The following is a 25,517-nucleotide window of genomic DNA, read 5'->3' as shown; positions in this document are numbered from 1 at the left end:
CCGACGAGGTACCCACCGCCGCGCGGTTGAACCGGGGTCAGAACCGCGGCGGCCGCTTCTCCAGGAACGCCGCCACGCCCTCCGCGTACTCGGGGCTGCGCACCGCCTCGTCGTAGAGCGCCCGCACGGCCTCGTCCTCGTCGTGGCGGCCGTCGGTGATCCGGTTGACGATCCGCTTGGCCCCGCGCACGCTGACCCGCGCCCGCGAGGCGATGGTCTCGGCCAGGCCCTTGACCCGCGCCTCCAGCTCCTCCGCCGGGTGCACCTCGTTGACCAGGCCGATGCGCAGCGCGGTGGCCGCGTCCAGGATCTCCCCGGAGAACAGGATCTGCTTGGCCCACGCCGGGCCGACGACGTCCACCAGCTGCTTGGTCGACGTCAGGTGGTAGACGATGCCGAGCTTGGCGGGCGTGATGCCGAACCGGGCGTCCGCCGCGGCCACCCGCAGGTCGCAGGCCAGCGCGATCTCGCAGCCGCCGCCGATGCAGAACCCGGTGATCGCGGCGATGGTGGGCTTGTCGAGCGTGGCGATGGCGCGTTCCCCGGCGTGCACGGCCTCGCTGTAGCGGGCGGCGCCCTCCGCGCCGCTGCGCAGGGTGGAGAACTCGCTGATGTCGGCGCCCGCCGAGAAGTGCTCGCCGCCGCGGACGACCAGCACGCGCACCGCGTCGTCCCGCTCCACCCGGGCCAGCAGGCCGGGCAGCGCGGACCACATCTCGTAGCTCATCGCGTTGCGCTTGGCCGGGCGGTCGATGGTCAGGGTGGCGACCGGGCCGGCGGTGTCGAGCCTGAGCGTCATCCCCGGAGGGTAGAACGCGGGCGGCGGCCACCGGGGGTGAGGGCGCTCACGCCAGCAGCCAGAACGAGCTGCCGGCCAGCACCGCGCCGAGCAGCGCGCCCACCACGACCTGCGGTGTCGTGTGGTCGCCCAGCGCCACCCGGGACCAGGCCACCAGCGCGACCAGCGGCACGCCGAGCAGGGCCCACGGCCCGAACGAGATGAACAGCACGGTCACCGCGCCGGCCGCCACCGCGGCGTGGAAGGACACCTTCCAGCCGCGCTCGCCGTTGACCGGGACCCCGAAGGTCACCGCCAGGCACACCACCAGGCTCAGGAACATCGCCAGGGCCAGCGCGACCATCGCCCGCGGCGCGCCGCCCAGGGTGAGCGCCGCGATGCCGAGCCCCAGCGAGGCCAGGCAGGCCAGCAGCGGCACCAGCCTGCCCTCGCGGTTGGTCACGTGGTGGCCGTTCCAGCGGCCGCGGCGGGCGCCGTGGACGATCACCACCATCGGGATCACCGACCCGGTCAGGCCGACCACGGCGCCCCACAGCAGGGCGTCCGGCACGTTCCCGGTGGCGTGCCACGCCACCACGAGCGGCAGGCTGAGCACCAGCACCCACGGCGCCAACACCTCCGTGACCAGTCGGGCCAGGGGCGGTGCGGACGCGCGTGTGCTCATGCCGCGCAGCTTAGTTACCGCGGTACGCGTTGCGGGTGTAGGTGAGGCTGAACGCGCCGCGATTCCCGAAGTACACCGAAACGAGGTACGCCGGGTCGGTCGCCAGCAGGCCGCGCTGGAGGTCGCCGCCGTCGTTGCCGTCGTCCCAGCCCCACGCGGTGTTGGCGGCGTTGTCCTTGCCGTTGTCACCGCGGAAGGTGCCCCAGCTCGCGAACGTGGCGGTGTTGTTCCGCTGGGCCCACAGGCCGCCGGTGGCGAAGGTGTCGATCAGCCGGTAGCCGACCGAGCGGTCGTTGCCGCCCGACGGGACCTCGCCGGTCGCGCTCGGCACGTAGACCACGCCGTCGCCGCCGGGGAACTCCGCGCCGTTCCACGCGTACAGGCCGTGGCCCTTGGCCTCCTGGCGGGTGGTGGGCCGGGTGCCCTGGAGGCGCAGGGTGCCGTCGACGCTCTCGCGGCCCGAGGTGTAGGTGCTGCCCGGGGCGACGTAGGAGTAGAAGTCGCTGTGCGCCACGGTGACGACCGCTTCGAGCCTGCCGTAGGTCGAGCCGTCCTTGCGGACGGTGGCCAGCAGGCCCTCCATGTCGTTCTCGTGGGTGGTCAGCTCGAACGGGTCGGGGGCGTCGTCCCAGTCGCGCGGGTGGTAGAAGGCGTAGACGATGAACCAGTGGGTCGAGGTCTCGACCACCGAGAAGTAGGCCGCGCCGGTGAGGCGGGCGAGCGAGTCGTCCTGGGCCTCCCAGTTGTTCTGGGCGTTCCAGTCGCCGTCGAAGTCCACAGAGGACAGGTAGTCGGCGTCGTAGTCGGACGAGTCGGTGTCCTGGTAGTGGACCGGGGCCCAGTAGTGGGCGAGGTCGGCGTCGCTCACCGCGTGCGCGGCGGGGGTCGTGAGGGTCGGGAGCGCGAGTGCCGCGACCAGGGCCGCGGCGAGCTTGCGTGCAGGGGTCATGCTCCACCTCCGTCGGGGGTTGCCGTCGGCGAGCCAACGGCTCGCGCGGAACCCTCCGGTGACGGGGCGGTCAACACAAGGGGTGGATCAGGTGATCATTTTCGGGGAGGTTGGGGCTGGGGCTCGGGAATCCTGATGGGTGGGGCGAGGACCACCGGATCGGCGGTTGCGGTCGGGGGGTGCGGGGGTTCGACGGGGTGTCGGTGGCGCGGTCGGCGCGGTCGGCGCGGTCGGCGCGGGTGGCGGGCCGCGCAGGCGGGCGGTCGAGCGGGCGGCGGGCGGCGGTCGGCGGGCGGCGCGGTCGGGCGGGCGGCGCGAGTGGGCGGGCGGCGCGAGTGGGCGAGCGGCGCGGTCGGGCGGGTGGGCGCGGGTGAGCGAGCGGGCGGCGCGGGTGCCGCCCTACGTGTTGTCGTCCCCCTGCGCGGGGAACATCCGGACCATGCCGGGCGGCGGCGTGAACGGGCGGCGGCGCCCCGGGCGTTGGGCCAGCCGGTCGGCGACCACCCACAGCACCGTCGCGTTGTAGCCGTAGCCGAGGTGGCTCGACGCGACCGCCACGTTCTCGTGGCGCGGTCCCGGCGGCGAGACGCAGGCCCGCCACGGCACGATCCCGTCCGACCGCGAGTACACCGAGGTGGCGGGCACCGGGAACGGCGGGCGGGCGTGCTCGGGCGGCGGCAGGTCGGCGCCGCGTTCGTAGAACCGCGCCAGCAGCCGGTAGACCGGGTCGACCCTGGTGTGGCGCGGGTCGGCCAGGGCGTACGGGCTGCCGAGGGTGATCACCTGCCGCACCGAGCCCGGTCGCTCGCGCGCCAGCTCCCGGGCGAAGATGCCGCCCAGCGACCAGCCGACGAGGCTGACCTTGCCGTGCGCGGCCAGTTCGCGCAGCAGTTCGCGCATCCCGCGCACGGCGGTGACCGACGGGCCGATGTTGCGGCCCAGGCCCCAGCCGTGCACGTCGTAGCCCAGGCCCGCGAGGAACCGGCGCAGCGGGCCGGTCGCCCAGTCCGTCGCGCCCAGGCCGGGCAGCACCAGGACGGTGTGCCCGTCGCCCCGGGGTGCGGCGCGCAGCAGGGCCCGGGTGGCGGCGAACTGGCCGATGTCGACGACGGCGCGGGTCGGCTCGGTGAGGTACCAGAGCAGGTTGGGCGGGGTCGGCGGGGTGTTCGGCGGCGGCTCGGGGGCCTCCACCAGGGCCGCTGGCGGAGTGGGCGAGACCTCGGGCCGGGGTTCGGGCACCGCCACGGCGTCCGGCACCGACCCCGGCACCGACCCCGACCCCGGCACCGGCACCGACCCCGGCACCACGGCCCGCACCGGTTCCGGGCCCGGCGGGCTGTCCGGCAGAACTGACATGGCCACTCCCCCGCTCCTCGTCGAGCGTCCCCCTCCGACCATGATGTTTCGCCGAACGCCAAACCGCCAGCACCCGCGCAGTTTCCGCCCCGACCGGCTCAGCGGCTCGGCTCAGCCCCCGATCACCTCACCGCCCGGCCAACCAGGCGACCAGCCTCTCCCCGATCACGTCGGGGATCTCCAACTGCGGCACGTGCCCGATCCCCTCGAACTCCTCGTACCGCCACGACGGGTTCCGCTTCGCCGCCGCGCGCGCCGACGTCACCGGCACCAGCCGGTCCCGGTCGCCGTGCACCAGGTAGACCGGCACCCGGACGCGGCTCATCGCCGTGTAGTACCGGCGGCTGGTCGCCCCGGTCCACACCACGGAGCGGGCCGCCGCCAGGAACGCCTCGTCCAGGCCGGGCACCTCGGCGCGCTGCTCCAGCAGCGACATCGACGCCAGGATGATCTCCTCGGGCACCGACCGGGAATCGGCGCACACGAGGTTGAGCACGCGCTTGACCTGGCGGCGCGGCGACACGCCCCGGCGCGCCCGCTCCAGCACCCACCGGCCCAGCCCCGGCACCGCGTAAGCGCCGAACGCCAGGGCGACCTGCGGGTCGAGCCGGGTGCCCAGCGGCATGGGCACGGCCGGGTCGAGCAGGGCCAGGGCGGTGACCGAGTCGGGCCGGCGGGCCGCGTGCAGGATGGAGATCATCCCGCCCATCGAGTTGCCGACCAGCGCCACGGGTTCGCCCACCACCTCGGCCAGGAAGCGGTCGAGCAGCCGGGCGTTGGCGGGCACGGTGGTGCCGCGCCCCTCCGGGTGGGTCAGGCCGAACCCGGCCAGGTCGACGGCCAGCACGCGGTGGTGCCCGACCAGGTGCGGCGCGAGCAGGCACCAGTTCAGGTGCGAACCGCCCAGCCCGTGCACCAGGACGACCGGCGGGCCGTCACCGCCGAAGTCGACGTAGTGCACCGGGCCGTCGAGGTCGACGTACCGGCCGGTCCCGCCCCAGTGGTCGAGTGTGGTCATACCGGTCAGTATGTCCGAAGGCCCTGGTCAGCGACCAGCACCCCACCGGGCTCGATCGCGATCACGTCCGACGTGCCCCATCCCGGGCACCGCGGACGCCGAACCCCGGCGCGGTGCACCGGCCGGTCCCGCCTCGCTCAGCCGACCCGCTCAGCCGTCCGCCAGCCGCGCCCGCACCTCGTCCGCCCGCGGGTCGCCCAGCGACCCGTACAGCTCCAGCGCCACCCGCCACTGCGCCGCGGCGTCCTCGGCCCGCCCGAGACCGGCCAGGGCGTCGCCCAGCAGCTCGTGCGACAGCGCCCGGCCGTTCCAGTAGTCGACCTCGGCCAGCACCACCCCGGCCTGCTCGGCGTGCTCGGCGGCCGGCTCGTACTCCCCCATGCCGAGGTAGACGCGGCTGACGTCGTTCAGGGCGTTGCCGACGTTGCGCTGGTCGCGGTGCTCGCGCCGGATCTCCAGCGCCCGGTTCGCCTCGGCCAGCGCCCGCTCCGGCTCGCCGGCGCCCAGGTGGCACCTGGCCAGGCCGGCCAGCGCCGTGGCCTCGCCCCACGTGTCGCCGTCCTCCAGGTGCATGGCCAGCGCCCGCTCGAACGCGGCGACCGCCTCGTCGTAGCGCCCCATCTGCTCGTAGATCGCGCCGGTGTCGCGCAGCGCCCAGGCGATGCCCCACCGGGTGCCGTCCTCCTGCCAGCAGGCCAGGGCGCGCTCCAGGTGCTCCAGCGCGCGCTCCGGGTGCCGCAGCTCCCGCTCGGCGATGGCGGCGCTGGTCAGCAGCCACGCCTCCGCGGCCACCTCGCCGCGCACCCGCGCCGACGCCACGCCGACCTGGTGCGTGTCCACCCAGTCCGCGTGCGGCCGGCGGACCAGCAGCAGCCCGAACATCAGCACGGGCAGCTGCCAGGCCAGTTCGTGCTCGCCCAGCTCGGCGGCCCGGTCGACGGCGGCCACCAGGTTCGCCCGCTCCGCGTCGCACCAGGCCAGCGCCGCCGCCCGGTCCTCGAACGCCGGGACGGGCGCCTCGGCGGCCGCCAACTCGACCGGGATGCGCGAGAAGAACGGGATGACCGCATCGACGGCGGCCTGGACGGCGTGGGCGTACCAGAGCAGCGCGCGGCGCACGGCGGCGTGCCGCTCGGCAGGCGGCTCGTCGGCCTCCGCGCACTCGGCCGCGTGCAGGCGCAGCAGGTCGTGGAACCGGTAGCGCCGCTCCTGCTCGGCGAGCAGGTGCACGCCGGTCAGCTCGGCGAGCACCCGGCGCGCCCGGCCCTGCCCCGTCCCGAGCAGCGCCGCGGCGGCGGGCAGGCCGACGTCGGGACCGGTGAGCAGGCCGAGCAGCCGGTAGGCGCGGGCCGCGTCGGGCGAGAGCGCCTGGTAGGACCAGGAGAACACGGCGCGCACGGCGGTGGACTCGTCGCCGGGGGTGGCGAGCACGTCGAGGCGTTCGCGCACCTCGGCCAGCTCCTCGACCAGCTCCCCGATCCGGGCCCGCGGGTCCTCCGCCAGCCGCTCGCCGGCGATGCGCAGTGCCAGCGGCAGCCGGCCGCAGTACTCGACGAGCCGGGCGACGGCCCCCGGTTCGGCCGCCACGCGCCCGTCGCCCACGATCCCCGCCAGCAGTTCCACCGCGTGCTCCGTCGGCAGCACGTCCAGCGACATCCGGTGCGCTCCGTTCCTCGCGATCAGCCCGCCCAGGTGGCTCCGGCTCGTGACCAGGACCCTACAGGTGGAGGTGCCCGGTAAGAGGGGTCTGACCTGGTCCGCGGACGACGCGTTGTCCAGCAGCACCAGCATCTTCCGGCGGTGCAGCAGGGAGCGGTAGAGCGCGGCACGCGCCTCCAGCCGGGCCGGGATGCGCTCGTCGGGGACGTCGAGGGCGCGCAGCACGTCGGACAGCGCCTCGTCCGCGCTGACGGTGCGCTCCACGTGGTAGCCGCGCAGGTCCACGAACAGGTCGCCGTCGGGGAAGCGGTCGCGCACCTGGTGCGCCCAGTGCGTGACCAGGGACGTCTTGCCGATGCCCGGCGGGCCCGCGACCACCTCGGCGGGCGGCGCCTGCTCGTCCGGGGTGTCCAGCCAGTCGTGCAGGCGCCTGAGGTGGGTGACGCGGTCGGTGAAGCCGGGCACGTCGGCGGGCAGCTGCCGGGGCACCGGCAGGGCCGCCACGGCGGCGTGGAAGTGCACCCCGCCCTCGATGCTGTGGGCCTGCACGACGTTGGCGGCCGTGCCGGAGAACTCGTTGCGCGAAGAACCGTCGTCTGACACGACCCACCCTCTGTGCAGTTTTGCGGTGTCCGTTGGAATGACGTCCCCGGCACCCGGTCAGTTCCGTGCTCCGATCGGCTCGCGCCCGTTCGCCGCAACGCGCGGAACCGGTCCACCGCGGGCACCGGCGTGCCCCCGCGACCGATCGCGGCGCCCGCACGGCACAATGACCGGCTGTGACCACAGCCATTCACCAGAGGATCGCCGACGAGCTCGGGGTGCGGCCGGGGCAGGTCAGCGCGGCCGTCGAACTGCTCGACGGTGGTTCCACCGTGCCCTTCATCGCCCGCTACCGGAAGGAGGCGACCGGCGCGCTGGACGACGCCCAGCTGCGCACCCTGGAGGAACGGCTGGGCTACCTGCGCGAGCTGGAGGAGCGCCGCGCCGCCGTGCTGGAGTCGATCCGGTCGCAGGGCAAGCTCGACGACGCGCTCCAGGCGCAGATCCTGGCCGCCGACTCCAAGGCCCGCCTGGAGGACCTCTACCTCCCCTACAAGCCGAAGCGGCGGACCAAGGCCCAGATCGCGCGCGAGCAGGGCCTGGAGCCGCTGGCCGACGGGCTGCTGGCCGACCCGACCCTGGACCCGCAGGCCGTGGCCGCCGAGTACGTGACCGGGGAGGTCGCCGACGTCGCCGCGGCCCTCCAGGGCGCCCGCGCCATCCTGGTCGAGCGGTTCGGCGAGGACGGCGACCTGATCGGCGAGCTGCGCGAGCGCATGTGGGGCCAGGGCCGCGTCGCCGCCAAGGTCCGGGAGGGCAAGGAGGAGGAAGGCGCGAAGTTCGCCGACTACTTCGACTTCTCCGAGCCGTTCACCAAGCTGCCGTCGCACCGCATCCTGGCGCTGCTGCGCGGTGAGAAGGAAGAGGTCCTGGACCTGGTCTTCGACCCGGCCGACGAGGACGAGCCCACCGGTTACGAGGCCCGCATCGCGGCCCGGTTCGGCATCGACGACCGGGGCCGCCCCGCCGACAAGTGGCTGGGCGACACCGTCCGCTGGGCGTGGCGCACCCGCATCCTGGTGCACCTGGGCATCGACCTGCGGTCCCGGCTGCGGGCGTTCGCCGAGGACGAGGCCGTGCGCGTGTTCGCGTCCAACCTGCGCGACCTGCTGCTGGCCGCGCCCGCGGGCACCCGCGCGACCATGGGCCTGGACCCCGGCTTCCGCACCGGCGTGAAGGTGGCCGTGGTGGACGCCACCGGCAAGGTCGTGGCCACCGACACGATCTACCCGCACGTGCCCGCCAACCGGTGGGACGAGTCGATCGCCAGGCTCGCCGCGCTCGCGCGGAAGCACTCGGTGGAGCTGGTGGCCATCGGCAACGGCACCGCCTCGCGGGAGACCGACAAGCTGGCCGCCGACCTGCTCAAGCGCCACCCCGAGCTCAAGCTGACCAAGGCCGTGGTGTCCGAGGCGGGCGCGTCGGTGTACTCGGCGTCGGCGTTCGCGTCCGCCGAGCTGCCGGGGCTGGACGTGTCGCTGCGCGGCGCGGTGTCCATCGCCCGGCGGCTGCAGGACCCGCTGGCCGAGCTGGTCAAGATTGACCCCAAGTCCATCGGCGTCGGCCAGTACCAGCACGACGTGTCCGAGTCGAAGCTGTCGCGGTCGCTGGACGCGGTCGTCGAGGACTGCGTGAACGCCGTCGGCGTCGACCTGAACACCGCGTCCGTGCCGCTGCTGACCAGGGTCTCCGGCATCACCGCGGGCCTGGCCGAGAACATCGTGCTGCACCGCGACTCCAACGGCCCGTTCCGCACCCGCAAGTCGCTCAAGGACGTCCCCCGGCTGGGCCCGAAGGCGTTCGAGCAGTGCGCGGGCTTCCTCCGCATCCCCAACGGCGACGACCCGCTCGACGCCTCCGCGGTGCACCCCGAGGCGTACCCGGTGGTGCGGCGCATCCAGGAGCGGGCGGGCACGCCGGAGCTGATCGGGAACACCGCGGTGCTCAAGGTCCTGAGGCCGCAGGACTTCGTGGACGAGCAGTTCGGCCTGCCGACGGTCACGGACATCTTGAAGGAGCTGGAGAAGCCGGGCCGCGACCCGCGGCCCGCGTTCAAGACCGCCACGTTCGCCGACGGGGTGGAGAAGATCGCCGACCTCAAGCCCGGGATGGTGCTGGAGGGGGTGGTGACGAACGTGGCGGCGTTCGGCGCGTTCGTGGACGTCGGGGTGCACCAGGACGGGTTGGTGCACATCTCGGCGCTGTCCACCACGTACGTGAAGGACCCGCGGGACGTGGTGAAGTCCGGTGACGTGGTGCGGGTGAAGGTGTTGGAGGTCGACATCGCCCGGAAGCGGATCGGGTTGTCGCTGCGGCTGGACGACGAGCCCGGGCGCAAGGGCGGGCAGCAGCGCGACGGGCAGCGCGACGGGCAGCGTGGTGACCAGCGCGGCGGGCAGGCTCGTGGGCAGGGACGTGGGCAGGGTCGCGACGGGCAGGGCCGGGGCGGTCGGCCGCGGCAGCAGGAGCGACCCCCGGCCAACGGCGCGATGGCCGAGGCTCTGCGGCGGGCCGGGCTCGGGGGGTAGTTGAGCGGTTGGTCGGCCGCCCGGGGGTTCTTCGGGCGGCCGACCGGGCGCTCGGGGTTGTCGGGCGGCCGAGCGGGTCGCCCGGGGTGTCGCCGGGGTGCTCCGGCGTGATGGACGAGCTGACTCCCCGGAGTTCCGCCGCAGCACGCAACCTGCCTGCCGCAGTACCGCTGGAGTGGCAGTACCGCTGGAGTGATGGATAACCACCCGCTGGGTGCCCCCACCGCCTCCGCGATGGATAACCGCTCGCGTCCATCACCTCCGCGAAGGACAACCGCTCCGTTCACCGGGCGCCCCATGACCATCGGCGATGGATAATCAGTCCGCCGGGCTGCCCGCTCTCAGGGCGATGGATAATCGCTTCGGTCCGAGTCGGCATCAACCAGTTCACCCGAATGCCGCCAACCAGACGCCCGACCAGGTGACCACGGTCTCGCCCCCACCGCATTCCCCCGGGCTTGGCGACAGCCGATCGGGGTACTCCGCGTGGCATGAGGGTCGTCGTCACGGGTGCCAGCGGCAACGTGGGGACGGCCCTGCGCCGCGCACTCGCGCCGACCGGCGTCGAGGTGACCGGCATAGCCCGCCGCGTACCGCCGCGCGCCGACACCCGCTGGGTGAGCTGCGACCTCGGCGCCCCCGCCGCCGAAGCGGTTCTGACCAGGGAGTTCACCGGCGCCGACGCCGTGGTGCACCTCGCCTGGGCGATCCAGCCCACCACCGGCGAACCGGACATGCGCCGCACCAACGTCACCGGCAGCGCCCACGTGCTCCGCGCCGCCGCGCGGGCCGGCGTGCCGCACGTCGTCGTGGCCTCGTCGGTCGCCGCCTACACGCCGACCTCCACCTCCGCGCCTGTCGACGAGGGCTGGCCGTGCAACGGGGTGCCCGGCAGCGCGTACAGCGCCCAGAAGGTGGAGCTGGAGCGGATGCTCGACGATCACCCGAACGTGGCACGCATCCGGCCGTGCGCGGTGGTGCAGCCCGACGCCGGCGGCGAGCTGGGCCGGTGGCTGCTCAGCCCGCTGCTGCCGCCCGCGCTGCTGGGCCGCCGCTGGCTGCCGGTGCCGTTGTGGCCCGACCTCCGGTTCCAACTCGTGCACGCCGACGACGTCGCCGAGGCCGTCCGGCTGATCCTGCGGCGGCGCGCCACCGGGGCGTTCAACGTGGCCGCGGACCCGGTGCTGCGCGCGTCGGACCTCGCGGCGGCGGTCGGCGGTTTCCTCGTGCCGGTGCCGTTCCGCGCGCTGCCGGGGCCCGCGTGGCTCGCCTGGCGCGCCGGGCTGCAGCCGCTCCACCCCGGCTGGCTGCGGCTGGCCGCCCGGGCGTCCCTTGTGGACACCACCCGGTTGCGCGCCCTGGGGTGGACGCCGCGGCACGATCCCCGGCAGGCTCTGGGTGCGGTGGTCGCGGCGATCGCCGAGGGACGCGGGACGTGGGGGCCGCTCGCCCCGCGCCGGGGACCGGCGTGGCGCGGGCTGGGGTGGGGACGGCCCGTGCACCAGAGCCAAGAGGGAGGTTCGCGTTGAGCGACGTCGTGGACGCGGTGGTCGTCGGGTCGGGTCCGAACGGGCTGGTGGCGGCGAACGTGCTGGCCGACGCCGGGTGGGACGTGCTGGTGCTGGAGGCCGCCGACGAGCCGGGTGGCGCGGTGCGCACGGCCGAGCTGACCGCGCCGGGGTTCCACCACGACCTGTTCAGCGCGTTCTACCCGCTGGGCGCGGCGTCGCCGGTGATGGCGGGGCTGGGGCTGGACCGGCACGGGCTGAAGTGGCGGCGGGCCCCCGAGGTGCTGGCCTACGTGCTGCCGGACGACCGGGTCGCGCTGCTGTCGCGGGACGTGGACCGGACGGCCGAGTCGGTGGAGTCGTTCGGCGCCGGCGACGGTGACGCGTGGCGGGGCGAGTTCGAGCGCTGGCAGCGGATCCGCGGTGAGCTGGTCGACGCGCTGATGCGGCCGTTCCCGCCGGTGCGCGCGGGCACGGGGCTGCTGGGCGCGCTCGGACCGGGCGAGGCGCTGCGGTTCGCGCGGTCGTTCGTGCAGTCGGTGCGCGCGTTCGGGGACGACCGGTTCACCGGCGAGGGCGCGCCGCTGCTGCTGGCGGGCAACGCGATGCACACCGACCTGGGACCGGACCAGGCGGGCGGTGCGGCGTTCGGGTGGCTGCTGTCGATGCTGGGGCAGGACTTCGGCTACCCGGTGCCCGAGGGCGGCGCGGGCGCGTTGACGCGGGCGCTGGTGCGGAGGCTGGGCGGTCGGGTGCAGTGCTCGCGGCCGGTGGACCGGGTGGTCGTGGCCGGCGGGCGGGCGCTGGGGGTGCGCGACGCGTCCGGCGGGTTCGTGCGGGCGCGCAGGGCGGTGCTGGCGGACGTGCCGGCGCCCCGGCTGTACCTGGGGTTGGTCGGCGAGGACCACCTGCCCGCGCGGCTGGTGGCCGACCTCGCGCGGTTCGAGTGGGACGACGCGACGGTCAAGGTGGACTGGGCGCTGTCCGGGCCGATCCCGTGGACCAACCCGGACGCGCGCGGGGCCGGGACCGTCCACTTGGGAGGCGACTTCAACGGGCTGGCGATGACCAGCGCGGAGATCGCGTGCGGCAGGCTGCCGCGGGTGCCGTTCGTGATCATGGGGCAGATGACGACGTCCGACCCGACGCGGTCGCCGGCGGGCACGGAGACGGCGTGGGCGTACACGCACGTGCCGCGGGGCGAGCAGTGGTCACCCGACCGCGTGCGGCGGCGGGCCGACCGGTTGGAGCAGTTGATCGAGCAGCACGCGCCCGGGTTCCGGGAGCTGGTGCGGGGGCGGTTCGTGCAGGGGCCGGGTGACCTGGAGGCCCGCAACCCCAGCCTGGTCGGCGGTTCGATCAACTCCGGGACGGCCGCGATCCACCAGCAACTGGTGTTCCGCCCGGTGCCGGGGTTGGGGCGGGCGGACACGCCGGTGGACCGGCTGTACCTGGCGGGGGCGTCCGCGCACCCCGGCGGTGGGGTGCACGGGGCGGCCGGCGCCAACGCGGCGCGGGCGGCGATGGCGCGCAACGGTTTGGCGGGCGACGCGTACCGGTTGTTGATCCGCGGGTTGCACCAGGCGGTGTACCGTGGGGAGGGAGGTTGGTGATCGGCTCGGTCCGGTGGGCGGGTGTCTCACACGATTGGGTGATCATCGGCGGAAGATGTACGTAACCCGGGGTCCCGATCATCGGTTGAGTATGGAAACCCGCCACCACCACACCAGACCACGGCCCTGCGGCCACCGACCTCCAGGCGAACGGCTGTTGAACGGAGAGATCCCGAGTAGACGGTCCTGAGAGGACGGCACCCGGGCTTGCGGCCCTCGGACCGGCTCGGGATCGCTCGGGCCGGGGATGCTCGGGCCGAGATACCGGAAGGCTGCCCGGACCCGAGGTGTTGGCCCCGGGGGTGTCGCCGGGCTTAAGGTTGCCGAGCCCAGGGTGTTGGGCATGGGTGCGGCCGGGCCTGGGGGTCGGTGACCTCAGGGTGTCGGGCACCGGGTGTCGGCAGGCTCGGGTGTGGCCGAGCCCAGGGCATCGGGTGTGGCCGGGCTTGGGAGTCGCCAAGCCCTGATGACCGGGCGTGGAGTTGCCACTCGCCGGGCCCGGGAGTTGGCAGCCGGGGACACCGGCTCTCGCGCTGCCAACGCCCGTTCGCCAGCAGGCCCGTTCGCCGGCACACCTTCGCCCGCCGCTGCCAGCCGCCCTACTGGCTCTCCTTGCGCACCGCGAGGTCGGCGAGCCGTCGCAGCGACTCGCGGTTGCGCGGCGTGAGGAACAGCGCCTGCAAGCCCTCGGGCAGCAGCGCCGGCGGCCCCTTCACCGCCTCCTCGAACATGGCCACCTCGGTGCCGCCGGACACCTCGGCCAGCTCGAACCGGATGCGGGCCGCGCCGATCGGCCACAGGCGGGCCTCCAGCTCCAGCACCTTGGGCGGCTCGGCGACCCGGACCGTCGTCACGTCCTTCACCGCGACCGGCCAGGCGCCCACGCTGTGGTGGATGCGCGTGCCGGCCGCGGGCCAGCCGGGGTCGACCTCGCGGATGTGGGCCGCACCCACCACCCAGCCCGCGTAGGACCAGCCGTCGGCCAGGACGGCGAAGACGCGGTCCACGGACGTGGGTACCGTCGTGCGCACCTCGATCATGCGCACCGGTTTCCCGGTGTGGTCGAGGGGAAAACTCACCTGCTCGTATGCGGTGGTGGTGGGCTGTTGGGGTCTGCGCTGCCCGGGGTGATCACGCAGGGTTACCGGCGGGGCCCGGTTGGTCGTGCTGTCGGAAAACCGCCGAACCCCGCGCTACCAGCGCGAATCGCCGAACCCGCCCACTACCGGGGCACATCGCCAGGTCCGCGCGCTACCAGCGCGAAACACCGAACCCGCCCGCCACCGGAGCCGAACCGCCCAACCTGCCCGCCCGCCACCGAGCCGAACCACCGAACCCGCGCCCCCCACAAGCGCCTACCTCGCGCGCGTCCCCTTCAACTTGACCAGCTCGGACTCGAACAGCCCCTCCACCACGGCCAACCCACCCGCCGTCCCCGGGTCGGGCCGGGACACGTACGACCGGGTGCTCGACGGCCGCCCGACCAGCGAGAACCGCAGGTGCCCCGTCAACCCGCCGGTGTCGACGTCGCTCGTGTCCTGGAACGCCCGGAGCATCCCGTCGCGGGTCAGGTCCCGCTCCGCGCAAGCCTTCTCCATGATCGCCGCGAACGCGATCCCCACCGCGTACCCGTGGTCGACGGACCCGGTCGGCTCCACGTCGGGGAACTTGCGCCGGAACGCCTCGGCCACCTCGCGCGGCCCCTCCGCGTCGGTGGCGAACGGCGCGATCGGCGACACCACCAGCACCCGGTCGACCACGGCCTGCGCCACCTCGGACCGGAGGACCAGCGGGTCGTACGAAGCCGCGTTGACCAGGAACGGCGCGTCCCACCCCGCAGCCGCCACGACCGCCGTCGCGGTCTGCTGCGGCGAGGTGCTGAGCACCACCGCCTTGGCGCCGGCCGTGCGCAGCTCGGCCACCTGCGCCGACACGTCCGCGCCCGCCTGGACCGCCTTCGGCACGAGGGTCATGCCCCACTGCTGCGCGGCGAACACGCTGCCCTCCAGCGCGTTGCGGCCGAAGTCGCTGTCCAGGTGGATGTGCCCGATCGTGTCGCCGTCGTGGATCGCGCCGGTGCGCCGGAGGTGGTCGAGGCCGTTGATCACGTCGAGGTCGTAGGTGGTGCCGACGACGACCATGTGCGGGTTGCCGAGCAGGGTGGCCGACCAGGACGCGGGGGCGGCCAGGGCCCTGGTCTGCACGAGGTCGGGTTCGATGGCCTCGGTCATGGGGGCGCCGGTGATGTCGAGGAAGCCCAGCACCCGGGGTTCGAGCTCGAAGTAGCCGTCCAGGGCGCGGTCGACGTCGTAGCCGTGGTCTCTCTGTTCTAGCTCGACCTTGCGCCCGCACACGCCGCCGCGGTCGTTGAGGTCGCCGAAGAACAGCTCGTAGCCCTTGATGCGCGACTGCGAGGTGGCCGAGAACGGGCCGGTCAGGTCGGTGAGCACGCCGAGGGAGATGGTGCTGTCGGTGACGCCGGGGCCGGTCTTGACCGGTTGTTCCCCTTCGGCGCAGCCCGCGGCCAGCACGACCAGGACGGTTGATCCGACCACCAGCTTGCGCACCGCGACTCCCCGACATCGGACGTTACCTGTTGGTAGGAGTATCGACACGTGTTGGCAATACCGACCGTTCGTGTGACATACCGCACGGTCGGTATGTTCAAAGGTGCAATACCAACACAGAGCGGAGTCGTCGGACTGAACCGTTACACCGAACAGACGCGCGTTCGGACATGAACGCGAGGGGTGCTGTCCGTGAACGATCCGCGTTCTAATACAGGGCAGCCCCTTCCCCAGGAGCCCGCATGACACCCACCGCGCTGGTCGGCCGCGACGCCGAGCTGGCCGCACTGCTCGGCGCGGTGGCCACCCAGCCGTCCGTGGTGCTGGTCGCCGGCGAGGCGGGCGTCGGCAAGAGCCGCCTGGTCCGGGAGCTGCTGCACCGCCCCGAGGTGGCCCCGCTGCGCACCCTCGGCGGGTTCTGCCAACCCCTGCGCGAACCCTTCCCCTACGGCGCCGTGCTCGACGCCCTGCGCACCGCCGGCCCCTGCCTCGGGCACGCGCGGCTGAGCCCGGTGACCGGCGTGCTGCGCCCGCTGGTGCCGGAGCTGGCCGACCACCTGCCCGAACCGCCGGCCCGCCCGGACGACCCCCGCCACGAGCGCCACCACCTCTTCCGGGCGGTGCGCGAGGTGCTCTCCGCGCTCGGCCCCGCCCTGCTCGTGGTGGAGGACCTGCACTGGGCCGACGACGGCTGCCGCCACCTGCTGCGGTTCCTGATGTCCGACCCGCCGCCCAACCTGACCACCCTGGTCACCTACCGCCGCGAGGACGCCCCGGGCGGCATGCCGCTGGGCGCCGCCTACCGCCCGCCGCCGGGTGTGGCCTCGGTCGTGGTCGAGCTGGGCCCCCTCGACGTCGCCGGGACCCGCGCCCTGGCCACCGCCATCCTCGGCGCGGACGCCGTGCCCGCCGAGCGCCTGCACGAGCGCACCGCCGGCCTGCCGTTCGTCATCGAGGAGGTGCTGCGCGACCCCGACCGGCACCTGCGGGACGCCGTGGCGGTGCCGGCGCTGCTGCGCGACGCGATGGCCGAGCGCCTGGACCGGCTGCCCGTGGTCGCGCGCCGCGTCGCGCAGGCCGCCGCGGTGCTGGGGGTGCCCGCCGACGAGGCCCTGCTGGCCGGGGTCGGTGCGGTCGCGCCGGAGCGGGTCCGGGCCGCCCTCACCCACGCGCTGCGCGGCGGCGTGCTGCGCGAGGCGGGCGAGGCGCGTTACGGCTTCCGCCACGCCCTGGCCCAGCAGGCGGTCTACGACACGCTCACCGGGCCGGAGCGCCGGCGCCTGCACCTGCGCGCCCTGCGGGCCCTGGACGCCGGCACGCCCCGGCCGTTCATGCAGCTGGCCGAGCACAGCCGCCGCGCCGGCCTGCGCCACGACTGGCTGCGGCACGGCGAGGCCGCGGCCGACCGGGCGCTGGAGGTCGGCGACCCGTCCACCGCCACCACCCTCTACCGGGACCTGCTCGCCGAGGCGCCGCTCACCCCGGCCGACGTGGACCGGCTGGCGGTGAAGCTGGGCCAGGTGGCGCGCGGCGGGATCGACCAGCACGACCCGCGCGCCACGCTGGAGCGGCTGCTCGACGACCACCGGCTGTCCACCGCCGCGCGCGGCGAGGTGCGGCTGAACCTCGGTTTCCTGCTGATCCGCCAGTTCGGGGGCGTGCGGCACGGCCGCGAGGTGATCGAGCTGGCCATCGCGGAGCTGGGCGAGCGCCCCGACCTGGCGATGCGGGCGCGGGCGGTGCTGGGGCAGCCGTTCGTCGGCGCGGTGCCGCTGGCCGAGCACGAGCGGTGGCTGCGCGAGGTGGACCGGTTCGTCGCCGGGTGCGCCGACGACGCGGTGCGGTACGCCCTGCTCGCCAACCAGCTCGGCTCGTGGGTGTGCGTCGGCGACCGCGCCGCGGCGGCCGAGCTGGACCGGCTGCCGGACACCTCGACCGACGTGGCGACCCGCAGGCACCTGGCCCGCCTGCACTGCAACCTGGCCGACGCGTGCGCGCTGGTCGGGCACTTCGACCTGGCGCGCGACTCGCTGGACCGCGGCCTGCGGCTGACCGTCGGCGCGGGCGTGCCGTTCACCGCGGGCACCGGGCAGTCCACCCGGGTGCACCTGGACTGGTACGCCGGGAACTGGGGTTCGCTGGCGGAGCGGTGCGCGGGGCTGCTGGCGGAGTACCGGGAGCTGCTGCCGGTCGCGAGCGAGGTGCACCTGGTGCTGGGGTGCCTGGCGGTGGCGCGCGGCGACTGGGACGCGGCCGAGCGGCACCTGGCCGAGACCGGGGTGCGGTCGGTGGACAACTCGATCACGCCGGTGGCGCTGGGCGGGTTCGCCGCGCTGACCCGGTTGGCGCTGGAGCGCGGCGCGGTGGAGCGGGCGTGCGCCGAGGCCGACCGGGGGCTGGCGCTGGCGCGCCGCAAGGGCGTGTGGGCGTGGCTGGGCGAGCTGGCGCCCGCGGCGGTGGACGCGTTCCGCGCGGCCGGGCGCGTGGCGGACGCCGAGCGGTTGGTCGGGGAGCTGGCCGCGGGCCTGGCCGACCGGGACGCGCCGCTGGCGCACGTGGCGCTCAAGGTGTGCCGGGCGCTGCTGGCCGTGCCGCCCACCGGGGACGCGACGGTCCCACCGCCCGCACGGCACCACGAGCACGCGGCAGCCCTACCCACCGCACGGCACCACGAGCACGCGACAACCCCGCCGGCGGCACGGCACCACGAGCACGCGGCAGCCCTACCCACCGCACGGCACCACGAGCACGCGACAACCCCGCCGGCGGCACGGCACCACGAGCACGCGGCAGCCCTGCTGGCCGACGCGCGGCAGGCCGCCGACGACCTCGGGCTGCGCTACTGGTCCGCCGGGTTGGCCGAGCGCGCCGCGCTGGTCGACCTGGCGCGCGGGTGCGGTTCGGCGGTGGCCGAGCTGGGCCGGGTGGCCGACCGGTTCGACGCGCTGGGCGCGAGCCGCGACGCCGCCCGCTGCCGGCACCGGGTGCGCGAGGAGGGCGTGGTCACGCCGTCGCGCCGCGGCAGGCGCGGCTACGGCAACGCCCTGTCGCCGCGCGAGCAGGACGTGGCACGCCTGCTGACCCGGGGCCGCACCAACCGGGAGATCGCCGACGTGCTGTTCCTGTCACCGCGCACGGTCGAGCAGCACGTGGCTCGGGTGCTGCGCAAGCTGGGCGTGGCGTCGCGGGCGGACCTGCTGGCCTGATGCCCGCGACGCCCCCGGCGCTACAGGTAGGACCGCTGCCCCCACGGCATGGCGGCCGCCAACTGGGCGCGCCTGCCGATGTCGAGCTTGCGGTAGATGCGGGTGATGTGGAGCTCGACGGCCCGGGTCGACACCGAGAAGTGCTCGGCGATCTGCCGGTTCGTCATGCCCTCCAGCATCATCAGCGCGATGCGGTGCTCGTGCGGCGTCAGCGGCTCGCGCGAGCGCGCGTCGGCGCTCTGCCCGTCGCGCGGCCGCACCATGCTGGGCACGCGCTCTCCCTCGGGCAGCCCCAGCAGCACGTGCCACTGGCGGATGCGCACCTCCGCGATCGACTGCGAGCGCACGTACGGATCGCCGCGCACCAGGTCCCGGGCGGCGGCGTCGTCGGGCACCTGCACGATCAGCAGCACTCCGGAACCATCGGCCCACGGGCCGGTCCCGACGAGCACGCCCTGCTCGGCGAGCGGACGCCAGTATTCCCGGTGTGCGAGATGAATGGATCTCCGCACCTGGCGCGCATCACGAAATGTCAACTCAACGGCGAAAGCCACTGGACTGATCCCCATTTCATTCCGCGGCCGACTTTCGCCACACACTCAACATGTGACGATTATTGAGTGTCAAGTGAGACAGGTCACATGGGTGATATGCAGACCCAATGACCCCTATAGGACCTTTTCGAGGCGATGCTCCGCATAGGGGTCGCGACTGAACCGGTCGGCCTCGCGGCGGCCGCGCCGTGCGTCCAGGACACGAGCTTCTACCAGGTCAGACCCGGTGTCCAGGCGAACGCTTCGGGGCGCGGGCGACGCGGCCTCACGTTCCGCCGCGAGCGGCGCACCCCTCCCCCACCCCTACCTCCCGCGGCGGCCCCAGCCCGCGGGCGCCCGGGCCGGCCGCGGCGGGGTGCGCGCGGCGGAACGGGGTACCCACCGCACAACGGCGGAGAACCCGACCGGTGGGATCACCGGAGATCGACACGTCCGCATCACCGAACGTGACCGCGGCAACGGCGATCTTGGCCGAGCGGGACCGCGGCGGGCGGGATGTCAACCGCGCCGGGCTGAACGGTCCAGGAAACCATTGGCAGATTCTCATCCCGGCTGGGCCATTCGGACACGTGGTTTTCGGCATTCCGGACGCGTGTAAAGTCCTCGCCCGTGGCAGCGCAACAGGTCCGCCTGGAGCGGGACGCGGTCGGCCTCGCCGTGCTCACCGTCGACGCTCCCCCGCTCAACCTCTACACCGCCGAGCTGCACGACCTCCTGGAGGCCGCGCTGGACGACCTGGAGGAGCGACCGGCCCGGGCGCTGCTCGTCCGGGCGGAGGGCAAGGTCGTCAGCGGCGGCGTCGACGTGCGGCTGTTCGCCGCGCAGAAAACCGTGGCCCGGGCCAAGGCCCTGTTCGACCGGATGCTGGAGCTGCCCGACCGGGTGGCCGCGCTGCCGTTCCCGACCGTGTTCGCCGCCCACGGGCTGTGCCTGACCTGGGCGTTCGAGGTCGCGGTCGCGTGCGACGTGCTGCTGGCCTCCAGCCGGGCGGAGTTCGGGCTGGTGGAGAAGGTCGTCGGGCTCACCCCGACCATGGGCGGCACGCAGCGGCTGGCCGCGCGGGCGGGCGTGGGCCGGGCCAAGGAGTTCGTGATGACCGGCGACCGCTACGACGCCGAGGTGCTGGAGCGGTGGGGCGTGGTCAACCGCGTGCTGCCGCACGACGGCTTCGACGACGCCGCGCTGGAGTTCACCCACGCCCTGGCCAAGGGGCCGACGCTGGCGCACGCGGCCACCAAGCGGGTGCTGGCGCACTTCGAGAGCGGCGGGGTGGCCGAGGCCAACGAGCACGTCACGGCCATCGCCGCCGAGCTGTTCGACAGCGAGGACCTGCGCGGCGCGGTGCGGTCGTTCCTGGCCGACGGGCCGGGGAAGGCAACGTTCAGCGGTCGCTGATCCGGCGGAACTCCAGCCAGCGGGTGCTCACCGCCGCCCACGTCTCCTGGTACTCGCGGAACATCGCCTCCACGCGCGCCGCGTCCACCTCGCCGGTGGGCGTGGCCGCCAGGTAGTGGGCCAGCTCGTCGTAGAGGCGGTGGAAGCGGTACTGGGACTCCTCCATGAGCACCCACAGCGACCGCCACGCGAAGAACGGCTCCAGCGCGGCGAACACCGTCGTCAGGGCCACCAGGGAGAACGCCAGGCCGGTCCAGAAGTCCAGGTCCTGCCAGCCCAGGATGATCGTGGCGGTCGCGGACAGGGCCAGCAGGCCGACCTTGAGCGCGGTCGAGCGGCGCCGGAAGGTGGTCTTGCGGGACCGGCCGTAGTCGCGGGCGCGGTCGATGCGCGCCAGCAGGTCCAGCGCCAGCTCGTGCGGGGTCAGGCCGGCCTTCGGCGCGGGTGCTCGATCGTCCACGCCCGGCACTCTAGGCGCTACATCGGGTCGTAGGCGCCGGATCCGTACCAGGACAGGGCGGAGCGCAGCTCGGCCATGTCCCGCTCGCGGCGCTTGCGGTAGCGCTCGTGCGAGACCGGGTAGACGCGCAGGCCGCCCTTGTGGGTGGTGAAGGTGCCGCGGCCCAGCGTCTCCGGCGGCCGCGCGCCGCTGACCAGCCACACCACCAGCCACGGGCGGGCGTGGTGGGCCTCCACCTTGACCCGCGCGACGGCGTACCAGGGCAGCCGGCGGGTCTGCTGGCCGTCGGACAGGGTGATGCCCTCCGGGCCGACGTCCAGGGTCAGCGGCGTGGCCATCACGCCGATCAGCAGGCGGATCGCGGCGACCATGAACACCACGAACGCGATGAACGCGGCCAGCCGCACCGGGGCGACGGCCCCGTTCTGCTCGTTGGCCAACCAGCCCGTGACGGTGGCCGCGGCCAGGTTCGCGCCGGCCCAGCCCAGGCCGACCGCGCGCGAGGTGCGGAAGCGGGCGCCGGTGCGCTTGACGTCCTTGGGGTCGGGTTCGGCCACCGGCGCGACCCGGGTCGGCGACTTGGGCGGCACGGGGGCGATGCCGGTCGGGTGGGGGTTGACCACCGTCGGCGGCTTCGCCGGCGGCTCGTCGACCATGACCCGGGTCGGCGGCTTGTTCGGCAGGTTGCCCAGCTCGGTGTGGCGCTGCTCCACCACGGTGCGCACGCTCGCCGGCAGCCAGGACGGCTCCGCCGACGGCGGGCCGATCAGCTCCAGCAGCCGGGCGGGCGTCGGCCGGTTCGCCGGCTCGCGGACCAGGCACGGCACGATCAGCGGCACCAGCGACGGCGGCACGCGCGTGAGGTCCGGGTCCTGGTGCACCACCCGGTAGACCAGGGCGGAGGTGGCGCCCTCGCCGAACGGGCCGCTGCCGGTGGCCGCGAACACCAGGATCGAGCCGAGGGCGAACACGTCGCTCTGGGACGTGATGGCCTGGCCGACGACCTGCTCCGGCGACAGGTAGCCGGGGGTGCCGAACACGATGCCCGCCTCGGTGAGCGCGGAGTGCTCCAGGGCGCGGGCGATGCCGAAGTCGATCACGCGCGGGCCGTCGTCGGCCAGCAGGACGTTGGACGGCTTGAGGTCGCGGTGCACCAGGCCCGCGGCGTGGATCGCGACCAGCGCCTCGGCCAGGCCGGCCGCCAGGCGGCGCACGGCGCGCTCCGGCAGCGGGCCGTGGTCCTGGACGGCCTGGTGCAGGCTCAGGCCCGCGATGTACTCGGTGGCCATCCAGGGGCGCTCGGCGTCGGGGTCGGCGTCGACCACGGTCGCGGTCCAGAACCCGCCGACGGAGCGGGCCATCTCGACCTCGCGGCGGAAGCGCTCGCGGAACTGCGGGTCGTCGGCCAGCTCGGGGCGCGCGACCTTGATCGCGATCGGCCGGCCGCCGCGCGAGCGGGCCAGGTAGACCGACCCCATCGCGCCGCGACCGAGTGCGGCGAGCAGCGTGTAGTCGCCGATCCGCGACGGGGCGTTCGGGGGCAGTGGCTGCACGACACCCACACTAGATGTGCCCGCCACCCCGCTCGTCCGGGGTCGCCGAATACGGGGCGCAGACCACAGCGGCGCAACCTCGGGGCGGGATGCGCTTCCGAGGGTGCCTCACGACGTGGTCGGGGGTGCCCGAACGTGGAACTCGGGGGTGCCGGACGTTCGACACGAGGGTGCTGAACGTTCGACTCGCGGGTGTTGAGCGCATGACACGCGCGGGTTGAGCGCATGACACGCGCGGGGTCAGGGGGTGGTGGTCAGGCGCAGGAGGGTGGTGGCCTTGGAGTGCCACGAGTGGGGCTGGACCGAGGCCCGGAGGGCGGCGGGTGGGAGCGGGGCGCCCTGGGCGAGGGTGAGGCGGACGGCGTCGACGAAGGCGGCGTGGGTGGTGGCCGCGCGGACGCGGTCGGTGTAGGCGGCCAGTTCGGCGAAGTCGGTGCTGACCACCGGCAGGCCCAGGGCCAGGTACTCCTTGAGCTTGATCGGGTTGGAGTGCTTGATCCAGCTGTTGTCCTGCCACGGCATGATCGCCACGTCGAAGGCCGAGCCGTAGGCCGGGATCAGGCTGTAGGGGCGGAAGCCCAGCCAGTGGACGTTGGGGTGCTTGTCGAAGCGCTCCATCGGGTGGGTGGCGTCGCCGATCAGCACCAGGGAGACCTCGGGCAGCTCGGCGGCGAGGCGTTCGAGCAGGTCGAAGTCGACCACGAAGTCGTCCAGGGCGCCGAAGAAGCCGACGCGCGGGCCGGGGACCGACCGGATGTCGTCGGGCCACTCGTGCGCGGGCCGGGCGGTGAAGTGGTCGACGTCCACGCCGTGGTCGAGGAAGTGGGCGCGGGCGCCGGTGCGCGGCCGCTCCTCCTCCATCAGGGCGTTGGACACGTAGACCACGTGGTCGGCGTGGGTCAGCAGCTCGTGCTCCAGGGCCTCGATGGCGGCGCGGTCGGCCTCGGGGAAGTCCGAGTGCCGGTCCGAGCGGTTGAACACCAGGCGGTGCCTGCGCATCGGGGCGACCACGTCCCACGCGGTCGGGATGGTGACCATGACGACCGGGGTGCGCATGCGCAGCGCGGTGGCGACCAGGCGCACCTGGGCGCGCACCAGGACCGCGTTGACCCGGCGCAGCAGCGGCGAGCCGTAGAATGGCAGCGGCAGCGGGGACATCACGTAGAACTCGGGCAGCGGCCGGCGCACGAACTTGGCCACGCTGCGCAGCTTGCGCAGGATGCGCCGGGACACGTGGGTGCTGTTGCCGCGGGTCGGCATCCGCATGCCGATGCTGTTGACCACCAGCACCCGGCGGTGCCGGGCCATCGACCGCATCAGCTGGAAGTCCGAGTGCGCCCGGTTGTGGTACCACCAGTCCTGCGCGGAGAAGCAGATCCAGCCCGGTTCGGCGCCGGCGCCGGGGCGCGCGGGCCAGCGGCGCCAGGCCAGCAGGTCCCGGGCGGCCGTGCGGTGCTTGGCGTGCCGCGGCGCGCGCAGCAGCTCGTTGAGCAGCACCACCAGCCACATGGCGAACGCGCGCGGGCGGCCGTGGCGCTCGCGGACCATGCGCACCCGGTTCGTGGTGGCCATCGACCACAGCACCGGTGACGTGGACTGCTCACCGCCGAAGTGCACGGCGCGCGCCCGCGGCTCGTAGCGCACGGCGTACCCGCGGTCGCCGGCGCGCAGCATGTACTCGGTCTCCTCCGAGTAAAGGAAGTACCGCTCCTCCAGCACGCCGGTCGCCTCGCGGGCCTCGCGGGAGATCAGCCACGCCGCGCCGGTCGCCCAGTCCACGGTGCCCGCCGTGTCGTAGCGCAGGGGGTCGACGACCAGTTCGCCGAGCGCCTCGCGGCGGCCGGCGCGGGTGCCGCCCAGCACGGCCTCGCCCAGGGCGCGCAGCGGGTTCGGCGCCCGCCGCAACGACGGCTGGGGCGCGCCGTCGGCACCGACCAGGCGCGGCACCGCGATGCCCGTGCCCGGCATCGCCAGGGCGGCCCGCAGCAGCGCGATGGCGTCCGGTGCCAGCCGGACGTCGGGGTTGAGCACCAGGACGTCGCAGTCGGGCGCGGCGGCGAAGCCCGCGTTGACGCCCGCGGCGAACCCGTCGTTGGAGGCGCGGGCCACGACCCGCGCGTCGGGCGCGACCCGGGCGACGACCTCCAGGGTGTTGTCCGCGGAGGCGTTGTCCACCACCACGACGCGACCGTCCGGGATGGACTCCAGCGCGGCGGCGACCGATCTGAGGCAGTCCTCGACGATGTCGGCGCTGTGGTAGGTCACCACGACCACGGCAAGCGGCACTTCTACTCCCCCGGACGGCGGAACCGGGTGCGCAGCGCGCCCCCGAGCAGGCGGAACGCGAACGGCAGGTCGTCGCGCAGGTAGCGCTTGGCCAGCCGGCGCGGTTCGAGCGCGAGGCGGTGCAGCCACTCGGCGCCCACCTTCTGCACCACGCCGGAGGCGCGGCGGAACTCGCCCGCCGCCATCGGGATGCCCGCGCCGCAGCCCAGGAACCAGGTCCGCGGCAGCTCCGCGCGCAGCAGCCGGATCAGCCGCTCCTGCTTGGGGAAGCCCAGGCCGACCATGACCAGGTCCGGCTTGGCCTCCACCACCTTGGCCACGGCCTCGGCGGTGAGCTCCGGGTAGGTGTCGAAGCCGAACGGCGGCGAGTCCGTGCCCGCCACGCGCAGCCCCGGGAACCGCTCGGCGAGCACCGCGGCGGCGCGCTCGGGCACGCCCGGGTTGCCGCCCAGCAGGTAGACCGAGCGGCCCTCGCGGGCGGCGGCGCCGGCGAGGGTGAACACCAGCGAGGAACCGGTGACCCGCTCGGGCACGGGCACGCCCGCGAGCCTGCCCGCCCACACCACCGGCATGCCGTCGGCCACGACGACCTCCGAGCCGGCGATGAGCGCGGCGAGCGCGGGGTCGCGGGTGGCGGCGCGCACGATGTCGACGTTGGCCGTGACGATCGCGCCGCCCTCGGCGCGCCGCCACGCCCCGGCGACGTGCTCGGCCACGCCGGTCTCGGCGACGGCCCACACGTCGACGGCACCCACGCGGACGCGGGCCTGCGAGATGTCCGGCATACCCGCGTCATCGG

The 25,517-nt window shown here is 74.4% G+C and carries 18 protein-coding genes; 5 read left to right on the top strand and 13 right to left on the bottom strand.

Annotated elements, in window-relative coordinates; all coding sequences use genetic code 11:
* Positions 1-37: 37 nt before the first annotated feature.
* From EKG83_RS11605 to EKG83_RS11575, 6 genes are all read right to left on the bottom strand, one after another.
* Complete coding sequence (locus EKG83_RS11605) at positions 38-799, bottom strand: enoyl-CoA hydratase/isomerase family protein (protein ID WP_033427123.1); 762 nt, start codon at positions 797-799, stop codon at positions 38-40.
* 46 nt (positions 800-845) lie between these two features.
* Positions 846-1,463, bottom strand: coding sequence for a phosphatase PAP2 family protein (locus EKG83_RS11600; protein ID WP_033427122.1), 618 nt, complete (start codon positions 1,461-1,463; stop codon positions 846-848).
* A 10-nt stretch (positions 1,464-1,473) separates the two neighbouring features.
* Positions 1,474-2,412, bottom strand: a complete 939-nt coding sequence (locus EKG83_RS11595) for a hypothetical protein (protein ID WP_033427121.1) — start codon at positions 2,410-2,412, stop codon at positions 1,474-1,476.
* Positions 2,413-2,811: 399 nt separating this feature from the next.
* The gene (locus EKG83_RS11590; protein ID WP_228122578.1) at positions 2,812-3,768 is read right to left on the bottom strand and encodes an esterase/lipase family protein; all 957 of its coding nucleotides are present in this window, start codon (positions 3,766-3,768) and stop codon (positions 2,812-2,814) included.
* A gap of 127 nt (positions 3,769-3,895) precedes the next feature.
* Positions 3,896-4,786: an alpha/beta fold hydrolase gene (locus EKG83_RS11580; RefSeq protein WP_051764184.1), complete on the bottom strand. Its 891-nt coding sequence runs from the start codon at positions 4,784-4,786 to the stop codon at positions 3,896-3,898.
* 150 nt (positions 4,787-4,936) lie between these two features.
* Positions 4,937-7,048: an ATP-binding protein gene (locus tag EKG83_RS11575; RefSeq protein WP_051764183.1), complete on the bottom strand. Its 2,112-nt coding sequence runs from the start codon at positions 7,046-7,048 to the stop codon at positions 4,937-4,939.
* A gap of 176 nt (positions 7,049-7,224) precedes the next feature.
* On the opposite strand from EKG83_RS11575, the gene EKG83_RS11570 reads away from it, so the two are divergent.
* From EKG83_RS11570 to EKG83_RS11560, 3 genes are all read left to right on the top strand, one after another.
* Positions 7,225-9,576 (top strand): Tex family protein, encoded by a 2,352-nt coding sequence (locus tag EKG83_RS11570; protein ID WP_033427119.1) that lies wholly within the window; start codon positions 7,225-7,227, stop codon positions 9,574-9,576.
* A 491-nt stretch (positions 9,577-10,067) separates the two neighbouring features.
* Complete coding sequence (locus EKG83_RS11565) at positions 10,068-11,105, top strand: NAD-dependent epimerase/dehydratase family protein (RefSeq protein WP_033427118.1); 1,038 nt, start codon at positions 10,068-10,070, stop codon at positions 11,103-11,105.
* On the top strand, positions 11,102-12,697 hold the full coding sequence (locus tag EKG83_RS11560; protein ID WP_051764182.1) for a phytoene desaturase family protein: 1,596 nt from the start codon (positions 11,102-11,104) through the stop codon (positions 12,695-12,697). Before EKG83_RS11565 ends, EKG83_RS11560 begins: the two co-directional genes overlap by 4 nt.
* A gap of 599 nt (positions 12,698-13,296) precedes the next feature.
* Here EKG83_RS11560 and EKG83_RS11555 read toward each other — a convergent pair.
* Positions 13,297-13,737 (bottom strand): SRPBCC family protein, encoded by a 441-nt coding sequence (locus EKG83_RS11555; protein ID WP_033427317.1) that lies wholly within the window; start codon positions 13,735-13,737, stop codon positions 13,297-13,299.
* A gap of 315 nt (positions 13,738-14,052) precedes the next feature.
* Entirely contained in the window at positions 14,053-15,264 is a 1,212-nt protein-coding gene (locus tag EKG83_RS11550; protein ID WP_051764181.1) for an ABC transporter substrate-binding protein, read from the bottom strand.
* A gap of 242 nt (positions 15,265-15,506) precedes the next feature.
* On the opposite strand from EKG83_RS11550, the gene EKG83_RS11545 reads away from it, so the two are divergent.
* Positions 15,507-18,470 carry a helix-turn-helix transcriptional regulator gene (locus EKG83_RS11545; RefSeq protein WP_228122577.1) on the top strand — a complete coding sequence of 988 codons (2,964 nt, stop codon included), beginning with the start codon at positions 15,507-15,509 and terminating at the stop codon, positions 18,468-18,470.
* A 20-nt stretch (positions 18,471-18,490) separates the two neighbouring features.
* Here the strand turns inward: EKG83_RS11545 and EKG83_RS11540 are convergent, their stop codons facing one another.
* Complete coding sequence (locus EKG83_RS11540) at positions 18,491-19,039, bottom strand: LuxR C-terminal-related transcriptional regulator (RefSeq protein ID WP_033427116.1); 549 nt, start codon at positions 19,037-19,039, stop codon at positions 18,491-18,493.
* 594 nt (positions 19,040-19,633) lie between these two features.
* On the opposite strand from EKG83_RS11540, the gene EKG83_RS11535 reads away from it, so the two are divergent.
* On the top strand, positions 19,634-20,419 hold the full coding sequence (locus tag EKG83_RS11535) for an enoyl-CoA hydratase/isomerase family protein (protein ID WP_033427115.1): 786 nt from the start codon (positions 19,634-19,636) through the stop codon (positions 20,417-20,419).
* On the opposite strand, the gene EKG83_RS11530 is transcribed toward EKG83_RS11535, so the two are convergent.
* The 4 genes from EKG83_RS11530 to EKG83_RS11515 form a co-directional block, all read right to left on the bottom strand.
* On the bottom strand, positions 20,406-20,879 hold the full coding sequence (locus EKG83_RS11530) for an SLATT domain-containing protein (RefSeq protein WP_033427315.1): 474 nt from the start codon (positions 20,877-20,879) through the stop codon (positions 20,406-20,408). The two genes, EKG83_RS11535 and EKG83_RS11530, sit on opposite strands and share 14 nt — an antisense overlap.
* A 17-nt stretch (positions 20,880-20,896) precedes the next feature.
* The gene (locus EKG83_RS11525; protein ID WP_033427114.1) at positions 20,897-22,432 is read right to left on the bottom strand and encodes a serine/threonine-protein kinase; all 1,536 of its coding nucleotides are present in this window, start codon (positions 22,430-22,432) and stop codon (positions 20,897-20,899) included.
* Positions 22,433-22,672: 240 nt separating this feature from the next.
* Positions 22,673-24,718, bottom strand: coding sequence for a glycosyltransferase (locus EKG83_RS11520; protein WP_033427113.1), 2,046 nt, complete (start codon positions 24,716-24,718; stop codon positions 22,673-22,675).
* 2 nt (positions 24,719-24,720) lie between these two features.
* Positions 24,721-25,503, bottom strand: a complete 783-nt coding sequence (locus EKG83_RS11515) for a WecB/TagA/CpsF family glycosyltransferase (protein WP_033427112.1) — start codon at positions 25,501-25,503, stop codon at positions 24,721-24,723.
* Between the last annotated feature and the right edge of the window lie 14 nt (positions 25,504-25,517).

Source organism: Saccharothrix syringae, assembly GCF_009498035.1.
Lineage (GTDB): Bacteria > Actinomycetota > Actinomycetes > Mycobacteriales > Pseudonocardiaceae > Actinosynnema > Actinosynnema syringae.
This window is presented reverse-complemented; position numbering and strand designations above follow the sequence as displayed.